The sequence below is a fragment of the Jutongia sp. genome, assembly GCF_057878315.1.
The window spans coordinates 49,586-60,970 of sequence record NZ_DBLXSO010000012.1; the positions used below are offsets into that span (position 1 = coordinate 49,586).

At 46.1% G+C, this 11,385-nt stretch carries 10 protein-coding genes; 4 read left to right on the forward strand and 6 right to left on the reverse strand.

The genetic code is table 11. The features are described 5' to 3' along the window. Positions 1 to 20: 20 nt before the first annotated feature. On the reverse strand, positions 21 to 914 hold the full coding sequence (hemC, locus tag ACZLMD_RS04545; protein WP_489495188.1) for a hydroxymethylbilane synthase: 894 nt from the start codon (positions 912 to 914) through the stop codon (positions 21 to 23). 31 nt (positions 915 to 945) lie between these two features. Beyond that, entirely contained in the window at positions 946 to 2,178 is a 1,233-nt protein-coding gene (gene hemA / locus ACZLMD_RS04550; protein WP_482523626.1) for a glutamyl-tRNA reductase, read from the reverse strand. A 560-nt stretch (positions 2,179 to 2,738) separates the two neighbouring features. Between hemA and ACZLMD_RS04555 the strand changes: the two genes are divergently transcribed. From ACZLMD_RS04555 to hemL, 3 genes are read left to right on the forward strand one after another with little or no spacing between them, the layout of a single operon-like run. Then, positions 2,739 to 3,425 (forward strand): LytR/AlgR family response regulator transcription factor, encoded by a 687-nt coding sequence (locus tag ACZLMD_RS04555; RefSeq protein ID WP_489495189.1) that lies wholly within the window; start codon positions 2,739 to 2,741, stop codon positions 3,423 to 3,425. 38 nt (positions 3,426 to 3,463) lie between these two features. After that, positions 3,464 to 4,780, forward strand: coding sequence for a sensor histidine kinase (locus ACZLMD_RS04560; RefSeq protein WP_484107085.1), 1,317 nt, complete (start codon positions 3,464 to 3,466; stop codon positions 4,778 to 4,780). A gap of 12 nt (positions 4,781 to 4,792) precedes the next feature. After that, positions 4,793 to 6,064, forward strand: a complete 1,272-nt coding sequence (hemL, locus tag ACZLMD_RS04565) for a glutamate-1-semialdehyde 2,1-aminomutase (RefSeq protein ID WP_489495191.1) — start codon at positions 4,793 to 4,795, stop codon at positions 6,062 to 6,064. Positions 6,065 to 6,164: 100 nt separating this feature from the next. Here hemL and ACZLMD_RS04570 read toward each other — a convergent pair whose 3' ends face one another. Both ACZLMD_RS04570 and ACZLMD_RS04575 read right to left on the reverse strand, forming a co-directional pair. Beyond that, positions 6,165 to 7,679 carry a sensor histidine kinase gene (locus ACZLMD_RS04570; protein WP_489495192.1) on the reverse strand — a complete coding sequence of 505 codons (1,515 nt, stop codon included), beginning with the start codon at positions 7,677 to 7,679 and terminating at the stop codon, positions 6,165 to 6,167. 45 nt (positions 7,680 to 7,724) lie between these two features. Further along, positions 7,725 to 8,423 carry a response regulator transcription factor gene (locus tag ACZLMD_RS04575; RefSeq protein WP_022306043.1) on the reverse strand — a complete coding sequence of 233 codons (699 nt, stop codon included), beginning with the start codon at positions 8,421 to 8,423 and terminating at the stop codon, positions 7,725 to 7,727. A 771-nt stretch (positions 8,424 to 9,194) separates the two neighbouring features. On the opposite strand from ACZLMD_RS04575, the gene ACZLMD_RS04580 reads away from it, so the two are divergent. Next, positions 9,195 to 9,833 (forward strand): Ig-like domain-containing protein, encoded by a 639-nt coding sequence (locus ACZLMD_RS04580; protein WP_489495193.1) that lies wholly within the window; start codon positions 9,195 to 9,197, stop codon positions 9,831 to 9,833. 71 nt (positions 9,834 to 9,904) lie between these two features. Here the strand turns inward: ACZLMD_RS04580 and murI are convergent, their stop codons facing one another. Both murI and ACZLMD_RS04590 read right to left on the reverse strand, forming a co-directional pair. Then, positions 9,905 to 10,696 carry a glutamate racemase gene (gene murI, locus ACZLMD_RS04585; RefSeq protein ID WP_118559440.1) on the reverse strand — a complete coding sequence of 264 codons (792 nt, stop codon included), beginning with the start codon at positions 10,694 to 10,696 and terminating at the stop codon, positions 9,905 to 9,907. 5 nt (positions 10,697 to 10,701) lie between these two features. Further along, positions 10,702 to 11,070, reverse strand: a complete 369-nt coding sequence (locus tag ACZLMD_RS04590; protein WP_489495194.1) for an ArsR/SmtB family transcription factor — start codon at positions 11,068 to 11,070, stop codon at positions 10,702 to 10,704. Positions 11,071 to 11,385: the final 315 nt, after the last annotated feature.

The following is an 11,385-nucleotide window of genomic DNA, read 5'->3' on the forward strand; positions in this document are numbered from 1 at the left end:
CTTTATCTCCGATTCTCTCTTTACTTTCGGAAACACTCCTTAAAGTTACGCATAAGCTCACAGGCAAGCTTTTCCCCCAGCTTTTCCGGCTCATCCACGCTTCCTGTCATCACACCGGTCACATATCCATCCTCCCCGGTTCCAGCGCTGTACATTCCACGCAGAGTAAGCTCTCCCTGCATGATCTGCGCAAAGGCTGCCACCGGCGAAGAGCACTCACCGCCGACACCACGGATAAAGCTCCGTTCACATTTTACGATGCATTCCGACCCTTCATTCACATAGCCGCGGAATACTTCACAATCCATGTCCGCCCGTCCCTGTAAGGCAAGAATCCCCTGTCCGGCGCACGGTATGATCTCCTCCGTTGTAAAATATCGTGAGATCCGCTCAGATAGCCCCAGTCTTTTCAGACCTGCTGCCGCAAGGATCAACGCACTGTACTCCCCACGATCCAGCTTTTGAAGCCTTGTCTGCACATTGCCGCGCACACTCTGAAACGTCATGTCCGGATACAGCTCCTTCGCCTGCAGCACACGTCTCCGGCTCGAACAGCCGATCGGCAGCTTAGGATCTAACGTATCCTTTCCCATTGGAAGGACAAGCACATCCCTTGGATCCTCCCGCTTCGAAAAGCCGATCAGTGGAAGCTTTGAATTTATCTCCACCGGCACATCCTTCAGGCTGTGAACCGAGATATCACTTCTACCGTCAAGAAGTGCGGCGTCCAGCTCCTTGACAAACAAGCCCTTGCCACCCACCTGATCCAATGTCCGGTCCAGTATCTTATCCCCCGTCGTCTTCATCGTTACGATCGGTGCCTGCACTCCCTGACTCTCCAGATATTTCTGCACCAGCTCAGACTGAACCACTGCCAGCCTGCTCTCCCTGCTTCCGATCCGTATGGTTCTCATCACTCTCATTCTCCTCTATCCATAAATGCTTCTATCGTTCCGTCTCTTCCTCGTAAAGCTCCCGCATCGCATCAACACACTCTCTGAAAGTGGACACATCCACAGAATCCCGCACCGCAAACATCAGCTTATTAACCACCTTTTGAACCGCTGTACTCACCATATCCTCCACGGCATCCTGCTGCTCCGGCACCGACTTTCGCAGCTTTTTGTCGATCCGCGCGATCACATCCTCCGATGCCTGTCCGCTGATCGTAAGAAGCATCGGCACCACATCCCTGGCATCATACCAGCTTTCAAACTCTGCTGCCTTTGCCTCCAGCAGCTGTCTTGCCTGTGCTAACGACTGCTTCGTCTCCTCCGGAAGCTCAACCCCGAAATCATCAATATCATAAAGAGTTACGCCGTCCATTCCGCCGACAGCCTCCTCAATATCTCTTGGCACCGCCAGATCTACGAAAACCGTATTCTCCTGCAGCGCACACGCATCCAGTTTATCCGCCGTGATTGTTGTGTTTGGACTTGCCGTTGCCGAAAAAACATAGCGGCATTCCGGAAGCTTTTCATAACGCTTCGAATAATCAATCCTTGCTGCCTCCACCGGCACATCCACAATCCCGCTGCGGTACTGCCGGATCGTCACGGTAACATCTGCACCACGGTCCAGCAAAAGCTGTGCTGTCAGTCTTCCCATCGCACCATTTCCGATAACAAGACAACGTTCTCCTTTAAATGTGGCTCCCTTTTGCTCCAGACCGGATATCGCCGCAAGCGGAGCGGAACGATTGGACGAGGGCAGGTTAATGTTCGTTTTGATCTCCTTGCCTGCTGTTACTGCCATGCGAAACAACGTTTCTAAGATCTTATCTGTTCCAAAGAATTTTCTCGAAAAATCAGCCGCATCCTTCATCTGTGTCAGAATCTGATCCTCGCCAAGGATCTGCGACTTTAAACCGCCCGCCAGCGCAAACAGATCCTTCACCGCATCCATTCCACGGCGCAGATGCAGATATGAACCATACTCTTCCACACTCTGCCCCTTCAATTCACAGAAAAGAGACCTTTCCTCCCGCTCCCATTCCCTTGTCCGCGACAGTACAAGCTCCGTCCGGTTACAGGTGGATAACAGAATGCAGCCTGAAATTCCTTCCTTCTTCCTGAGTGCCGTGATCGTCTTCTCCTGCTCCCTCTTGGTATAGCTGAATTTCCCGCGTATATCTAAACCGGCATCTGTATAATCAATGCCAACCATTGTAATGTCCATGTGCCACCTCATTTGTATCATATTGATCTGTCTTAGAATCATAAGTAATATAGCATTTTTTGTTCTGCGGCGCAATCATCCCCGGAGCACTGCCGATGCACATCCATACTCACCGTCACACCGCACTGTCCCAAAAATCTCCCACCAAAAGGGCAAAACCAGCATTTTCCTATACCATAAAAAAGAAGAACCACAGAATAAACTAAATTATTCTGTGGTTCTTCCCGCTGCGGTTTGGAATCCTTCCTCACGGTCATATAAAAGGATTCTCTATGTCGTCTAAAACACTTCCTACTCCCTCAGAAAATATTTCGACATTTTCATACCCAATTCGCTTTTTATTTCTATTGCCACCCTATTTGCCCTCATATTATCACGACTTTTTTCATTTTTCCAGCGTTTTGTCATGAAATATACCATTTTGGTTATGAAAAAAACAATTTGCCTTATCTGTCCACTAAGTGGTACAATGCTTTACAAATAGAAATGACGTATTTCGACTCTTTTTTCGTCTAAAATATATCATATTACTAAAATTAGACACTTGAAAGGAACTGACAATGAACCCTTCTGTTTTCATATTGGAAGACAATCCTGCTTTTGCAGAAGCACTAATTAAAATGATCGAAAAATATCCGATCCGGATCGATTACACATACGCAGCCAATTTAAATATGGCACTCAAGAAAATTGACGAAGCTGTACATTACACGGCGTTTTTTATTGATATCGCACTGGATGATAACGTCGAAAATACCGATGGTTTATCCTTTGCGAAATTCCTATCGGAAAAGTCCGCTTATAAGGACACACCTGTCATCTTTACAACCAGCTTTCCTGACTATGTTTATGAGGCATTAAATCATCTTCACTGCTATGCCTATCTTTTAAAACCTTTTCAACAGGAGGATGTATTCCGCCAGCTGGATCAGATCCTGAGAACAAACGATTCCATCCGATTCAAAACGGCTGACGGAATTTATATGAAGCTTGACACCGATGAGATTTATTATATTCAGGCATTTGGGCGCAATATGCATTTTATGACAAAGCACGGTGAGATCACCTCAAGACAGTACACGATGAAATCCCTGAATGATATTCTGTCCGGCTCCTTTGAGCGGTGCCATAAATCTTTTCTTGTCAACAAGAAATATATCCAGTCGGTCAACCCAAGAACAAAAACACTGCACCTGCGTGGTCTTGATGACGATATTCCTTACGGAAAGGATTTTCACATCGAATAACTGAGACTACACGGAGCATCAGTAATGGAGGTATCACATTGGCAGCACTAATTCCATACTTTATTTCAAATATTTTTCAGATCGGTGCGTATGCTTTCTGTATAGCATATCTGTCCGATGAAATTGCTGAGCTGAAGAAACGTCCGCTCACAACCGGCATCAGCTTCATCGTCATGTACTTTACGTCGATCATCATTCAACGTTACGACAATGACTGGGTGGCCATCGGACTCTCGCTGATCCTGAGCCTTTACTGCCTGCTGCTGTATCTAAACACCTCCAAAACTCTCAGCCAGTGCTTTAACATCGTTATCTGCGGGTATCTGATCGAAACACTCTGCCAGTGCATCTTTATTTTACTTTTTACCATTCTGCATGTTCCTTTGGACGCCAATGGATACAATGATCCCATCTCCCTGTCGATCGTCTTTCTGGGTGCACTGCTTCTGATTCCTGTGCTTTATTTTCTTCCTGTCCGAAAATGGGTACAGTCTCTGGCGAATATCTCCTACTCGACCTCGCTTATCGTTGTCCTTGTCATGATCATAATCTCCGTAATGAGTCTGAAATATAACGATGTGTCGCTTGGTCTTTTGCTGCCAACCGTTACCTCGATCGCCTTCTTCTTTTTTCTCGGCGTTCTGATCATTATGCAGAGTCTTTCAGACCAGCGGCGCAAGCAGGCGATCCGCGACTATGAAACCTATATGCCGATCCTGAATGATATGATCCAAAATATCCACAAACAGCAGCATTTATACAATAACCAGATTGCTTCTCTGGTGCATCTTGCCGACTCGTATCACGATTACGATTCACTCAGCCATGCACTGAAAAGCTATTCTAATTTCGAAGAAAATATCATTGATAATGAATCGTATTCTTTTCTGCATATCGAAAATAAACTGTTAGCCAGTCTGCTGTACTGTAAATTTCACGAGGCTGCATCCTCCGGCAAAAATCTCATTGTCACCGTCGATGATTACCATTACGAAAGTCCCTGTACCGACACCGAGATCGTTGACATCGTCGGCATTTTGATCGATAATGCACTGGAGGCATCCGCCGAAAACGATACCATCTATGTGACTCTCGGAAAACGTTCCGATTCCGGAAATCCGTTCTTCATTAATGTTGCAAATCCCGGTCCCCTGGCGACCCCGTCATTTGTCCATGATATTTTTGCCACACGCTATACCACCAAAAGAAATCAGGTCAGACACGGTCTGGGACTTGATCTTCTCAAAACCTTTGTCGATACATATAACGGATCTATCACGGTTGGAAATACCTATCCCGATGAGATCTCTTCATCCGTGCATGAGCAATATATCTTTTTTGAAGTAGAAATATAAGGAGGCATTAGCATGACACAATCAGAAGCACTTTTTAACGAAGCCGTTAAATATATCCCGGGCGGAGTCAATTCTCCGGTTCGGGCATTCGGTTCCATCGGAAGCACACCACGCTTTATCACAAAAGCGGACAAGGCATATATGTGGGATGAGGATGGCAACTGTTATATTGATTATATCGGTTCCTGGGGACCGATGATCCTTGGTCACAACCATCCTGCCGTTTTAGAAGCTGTGCTTGACGCGTGCCGTCTCGGCTTAAGCTTCGGTGCTGCCACCCGTCCGGAAGTCACCATGGCAAAGCTGATCTGTGATATCGTCCCATCCATCGATATGGTGCGCATGGTCAATTCCGGCACCGAGGCAGTCATGAGTGCAATCCGCACCGCCAGAGGTTACACCGGCAGGGATAAGATTGTCAAATTCACCGGATGCTATCATGGACATTCTGATGGTCTTTTGGTCAAAGCAGGCTCCGGTGTAATGACCGCCGGCGTCCCTGACAGTTCGGGTGTTCCTGCTTCTGTTACAAAAGATACGCTGACTGCGGAGTACAATAATGTGGACAGTGTGCGTACATTGTTTGAGCAATGCGGCGAAGAAATTGCTGCCATTATCGTGGAACCGGTCGGTGCCAACATGGGTGTAGTTCCTCCAAAGGAAGGTTTTCTGCAGTCACTGCGCGAAATCTGCAATGCATACGGAAGCGTTCTGATCTTCGATGAAGTAATCACCGGTTTTCGTCTTTCTCTCTCCGGCGCACAGGGTTATTACGGCGTCACTCCTGACCTGACTACCTTCGGCAAGATTATCGGTGCCGGCATGCCGGTCGGTGCCTACGGCGGCAGACGAGACATCATGGAGCAGGTTGCTCCGGTCGGAAATGTCTATCAGGCAGGAACCTTAAGCGGCAATCCGGTTGCCATGGCTGCCGGCATCACACAGCTTACTCTTTTAAAAGATCATCCGGAATATTATACCGAATTAAATGAAAAGTCTGACCTCTTTTTCGGACAGATCAAAGAGCTTCTCCGCCAGAAGGAGCTTCCATGGCAGGTAAATCATGTCGGTTCTATCGGAAGTATTTTCTTTACACAGTCACCGGTTACCGATTATGCCAGTGCTAAGACATCGGATGTCAGTGCCTACGCTGCATACTGCAACAAGATGCTCGCACACGGTATTTATATTGCACCGGCGCAGTTTGAGGCAATGTTTATTTCTCTGGCTCACACGAAAGAAGATATTGATATAACTTTAAAGACAATGGCAAAATGCCTGTAACATAAAAACAACCAATTCTATCCTAAAAGAACCTGATTTCTGAGTACTATAAAATAGCTCAAAAGTCAGGTTCTTTTTCATTGCTGTCAACAACATTTCTTTACATACTCTGTGCCTCTGCATCCTCCACGGAACACTCCGTAAATACAAAGGAAAATGTGGTTCCTTCTCCCGGTGTGCTTTCCACCGAAATATCGCCGTCATGTCTTTTGGCGATCTGCTTGGCGATCATCAGACCAAGTCCTGTTCCGTTCTGATTCTGCCGTAGCTTTGAGGTATAAAATTTTTCAAAGATATACGGAAGCTGTTCCTCGGGGATGCCAATGCCATGATCTTTGATCTGTACAAAAAGCTGTACACTTTCTTTCTGCTCCTTTCGCATCAGAAAAATTTCAATCCTTCCATTTTTCTCTGAAAATTTCACAGCATTGTCCACAATAATCAGAAACATCTGACGCAGCCTGTCATAGTCTCCCATGATCAGACACGGCTCGTTCTCCGGCATATCTACAACAAATTCAATACCCTTGTCCTTTCCAAGAATACGACCATGTCTCACCACATCACTGAATATCTGAATCAGGCTGATCGGCTCTTTCTCAATCTTAAAATCGGGATTCTGCATTTTCGATAAAATGAACAGATCTCCTACCAGACGTTCCATCCCCTGACATTCCTGTACTATTCTCTGATAGTATTCCTGCTCCTGCTCCTCTCCGGCAACCACACCATCGGCTAATGCCTCCGAATAGCCGCGCATTACCGTGATCGGTGTCCGAAGTTCATGTGAAACATTGGCAAAGAAATCCTGGCGCACATGATCCAGATTCTCCCGCTCCTCATTGATCTGGCGCAGACGTCCTGCAAGCTCATCCAGTGCCGACTCCAACTGCCCGAGCTGAGTGTCCCGGCGCACAGTGTTCCGATCACTGTAATCACCATCCACCAACCGCTGAATGTCCTTTCTTATCCGTGCGATCGGCCGGGACAGATATTGGGATGCGCCCAGTGCAATAATGCAGGATATCAGCATTGCCAGCAATGCGCTCAATGTCAGAAGATACTTGCCCTGACTGACACCCATCTGCTGCCGGTCAAGCATACTGACCATCATTACTGCTCCTGCCGCTTCCTTGTCATTCTCATGGACATAGATCGGCGTTGCAATCCGCAGGATCACCATACCATACACTTTATCAAAATTAGAGCTGTGAGCTGTTTGTCCCCGAAACGCCTTATCCAGTACATCATACATTTCATCGGTCAGACTTTCCGTGTCCGCATTGGTGTAATCCGGTGTCAGCGGATTTGCCGCCTTTTCATTGCTCACGATCCACACATCGATCTCATCTGCCCTCTGCAATTCATCGATATCCGCCGAATATCTGGAAAACCGCGCCTTCCTGTCCTTTTGCGCAAGCTTTCCCACACGTCCCGCAATGACAGAACACTGCCTGCTCAACGTCTTCGTATAAGAACGCATATAATTGGTTTCATACAATCTCATGAATATGATTCCGATCAGTGCTACCGTCACGGCAATCACCACAATAAATGACAGATATATACGGATCACAATATCATTTCTGCGAAACATACAAATCAAACGCTTCATGACAATAACCACGCCTTTCCAATCATCTGCTTTTCACTTTGTCCATTACTCTGCTTCTTTTACTTCAAACTTATAACCAACTCCCCAGATGGTCTTAATCCCCCAATCCGGATGTTCCACCGAGTCTAACTTTGAACGCAGTCGCTTGATATGAGAATCGACGGTCCGGCTGTCCCCGTAATAGTCATAGCCCCACAGACTATCCAACAGATTATCTCTCGTAAACACCTTATTCGGATGGCTCGCCAGTGTCCACATCGTCTCGATCTCTTTCTTTGTCAGAGGAATCCTCTTGTCGTCCACCTTAAAGGTATACTCCTCCAGATTGATATACAGATTCTTCATCCGGATCACACCCTCCTGCTGCTTCTGCTCCTCCGGCGGTGTAATACGGCGCAGCACAGCGCGGAGTCTTGCCATAACCTCTCCAGGGCTGAATGGCTTGACAATATAATCGTCCGCTCCGATATCAAGTCCCATGATCTTGTCATAATCCTCTCCTCTTGCCGTGATCAGTATGATCGGCACACTGGATTCCCTGCGGATCGATCGGCAAACCTCGTAGCCGTCCTTCACCGGCATCATCACATCCAGAAGAATCGCCATCGGCTGATATTCACCAAAAAGCCGCTCCGCTTCCAGACCATCCTTTGCGATCACCGGTTCATACCCTTCCTTTCGGACATATGCCGCTAAAATATCTGTGATATCCTTATTGTCATCTGCGATCAATATGTATTGCATATTTTCCCCTTCCTTCCGAAAATGTCTTGATATTGTATAATCACTAAGACTTCTCTCACCCCTAAAATAACTCCGGACATAATATTCCTTATGTCGGCGTATGAACAAAAGAATTTTGCCTGCCAAAGCATTGCAGAATCCGTGAACTGAGACTAAAAAATTGTCTTGTCACTTACGGATTTCGAAAAGTCTAATTGCTTTGCTGCTTTGATTTTTGATAAACACATCCTTCCGTACTCGTCCCAAGGTGGGATTCAGATGTTTCGAGAGGCACTTGCACCCGCCGGTACTTACGCCCCAAGTCTTAACTGACTGTTTGCATTATTTTATGCTTGGGGCGTTATGTACCGCTGCGTGGTGCAGTTGTAGCGGGAGCGTGCCGTCCGAAATAGCTGAGCCCACCCATGGGACTCAGTCGTTCGGATGTGCATTTATCAAAGCATTGCAAAGCAAAGACTTTTCAGAAATCCTACTGATCTGCGTCAATTTTTTAGTCTCAGTTCACGGATCAGCTTGTTTCCTGAGGCAAAATTATTATTGGCTTTCCGGACATGACATAAGGAATATTATGGCTACACATCCTTCTTTCGTGTGGAAGTCTTAGTGATTATACATAGTTTATCATAAAAATAAGGAAAAATTATGGCATTTTTTTCTTTCTGTGACATGTTTTTGCCACGGATGCCGTTTATGATGGTATCATACAATAATAAAGTATAATAACTTATCTGTATAATGACACATACAGACTTACAGAAAGGTATGATGACCATGAAACATAAACATAATTTATTCCGATGGATCATGCTGCTTTTGGTGTTCTCACTTCTTGCGAATACAGCATCCGTATCTGCCGCATCCAAGAAGAAACGCAAAAAGACCGAAGCCGTGTCCAAATATTCCTTAGATATGATTTCCACAGATCTGCTTTTATCCGAGGATACCGAGTTGACTGTTGAGGGTATCACCAATGAAACCGTGTCCTTTAAGAGCAGTGACAGCGATGTTGTATCTGTAGACTCTGGGGATTCTGACACAAGCTGTAAACTTACCGGGGAAAACGTAGGAAACGCCACAATTACCGTTAAGATTAAGAAGAAAGGCTTTCTTTTTTTTAACAGCACCACGACAACTCTTACCTGTAAAGTGACTGTCACTCCATGGGCATCCAGCATCCGCTTTAATCTCAAACAGATTAAAATGGCACCAAACACCCGTAAACATTTGAAAATCATACTACGACCAAGCGTCACGACCGAAGAGCCTGTATTCACATCATCTGATCCCAATATTGCAAAAGTGAATGCATTTAACAAGATTGTTGCCAAATCTCCCGGAATTGCAGTGATCACTGCAACGATCCGAAATGGCAACACCGCATCCTGCCGTGTGATCGTCACTGAAAAGTAAATCCTGCTTCTCTAAATTATTTACTCAAAACAGAAAATGCCCGAACCGGCTTTATACCGGAACGGGCGTTTTTATTTTTCAAATAATGACCGACAAAGTGCCAGTTCTTCTTCTGTATCACGACTATTGTAAAACCGGACCTGTCCCCTTTCCTGCTTGGGATTTAAAAGATCCTTTTCCTGAAGACGGCGCCGCATCTCCCGCGCTGTTCCGGAACCTCCGTCATAGATCGTCACCTTGTCGCCGACAACCTGCTGTATCATCTCCCGTACAAACGGATAATGCGTACAACCTAATACAATGCCATCGACCGGCTCCTTCATGACCGGTGTCAGAAGCTTCTGCAGATATTCTCTCAAATCATCTCCGTTCAGATCTCCACGCTCTACAAATTCCATCAAGCCGGGGCATGGCAGCGGAACGATCCGGATCTTGTCCTCATATCGTTTCATCAGGTTACAGAACTTCTCCTGCTTGATCGTCATAGGTGTCGCCATGACTACAATTCTGGAACCCGGCTTCTGTACAGCCGCCGGTTTGAGTGCCGGCTCAATTCCAACCAGAGGAAGCTGCGGATACATCTTGCGAAGCACAGCGACTGCCGCACTCGTTGCCGTATTGCATGCAACCACAACCCCCTTGGCTCCCTGTGCCATCAATGACTCCACATGATGGATCGTCAGATCACGAATCTGCTCTGTCGGTCTTGTACCGTACGGGGCATTCACCGAATCTCCGAAATATATAAAATCTTCATGAGGCATCACCTTCACAAGCTCGCGAAGGACGCTGATTCCTCCCATGCCGGAATCAAACACACCGATCGGCTGTCTGCATGACTCCTGCTTCTTTTCATTTGACATGACAATCAATCCTCCTCCACATGCTCCAGTCCCTGATTGATGATTGCCCGGACATGGGCATCTGCAAGAGAGTAAAATACGGATTTACCTTCTCTGCGGCTACGAACCAGCTTGTTCTGTTTCAGAATGCGAAGCTGATGGGAAACCGCCGACTGTGTCATATTCAGTGCCGCAGCCAGATCACAGACACACACCTCTGCCTCAAAAAGGACAAATAAGATCCGGATTCTTGTAGAGTCACCGAATACCTTAAACAACTCTGCCAGATCGTATAACACTTCCTCCGGCGGTAACTTTTCATTTACTATATTTAACAATTCCTGATGTACCTCAACACTGTCACAACAGTCTAATGCAATATGTTCGTGTTTCATAAAATAATCACGCCTTTCCAGACATCTGTCTATCAATCATAATCCCTGTATTAGTATGTAGGAATCTTACGGGGATGTCAAGTCGATACCTGAGTAGCGGCTGTTTAATATATGATAACTTAAACTTCGCACATAAAATATATCACTGCGCCCATACTATTTCTTATGTCCGAAGCCTAATTTGGTGTTTTGCCCTGATTTTTTGAACAACCGTGAGCTGGTGGTATTAAAATTGACGCAGATCAGTAGGATTTCTGAAAAGTCTTTGCTTTGCAATGCTTTGATAAATATGCATCCGTACGACTGAGCTCCGTA

Coding starts and splice junctions, on each gene's coding strand:
- ACZLMD_RS04570 (WP_489495192.1), bottom strand. CDS start 7,679: ATGAAGCGTTTGATTTGTATGTTTCGCAGAAATGATATTGTGATCCGT.
- hemA (WP_482523626.1), bottom strand. CDS start 2,178: ATGGACATTACAATGGTTGGCATTGATTATACAGATGCCGGTTTAGAT.
- hemC (WP_489495188.1), bottom strand. CDS start 914: ATGAGAACCATACGGATCGGAAGCAGGGAGAGCAGGCTGGCAGTGGTT.
- murI (WP_118559440.1), bottom strand. CDS start 10,696: ATGTCAAATGAAAAGAAGCAGGAGTCATGCAGACAGCCGATCGGTGTG.
- ACZLMD_RS04575 (WP_022306043.1), bottom strand. CDS start 8,423: ATGCAATACATATTGATCGCAGATGACAATAAGGATATCACAGATATT.
- ACZLMD_RS04555 (WP_489495189.1), top strand. CDS start 2,739: ATGAACCCTTCTGTTTTCATATTGGAAGACAATCCTGCTTTTGCAGAA.
- hemL (WP_489495191.1), top strand. CDS start 4,793: ATGACACAATCAGAAGCACTTTTTAACGAAGCCGTTAAATATATCCCG.
- ACZLMD_RS04580 (WP_489495193.1), top strand. CDS start 9,195: ATGAAACATAAACATAATTTATTCCGATGGATCATGCTGCTTTTGGTG.
- ACZLMD_RS04590 (WP_489495194.1), bottom strand. CDS start 11,070: ATGAAACACGAACATATTGCATTAGACTGTTGTGACAGTGTTGAGGTA.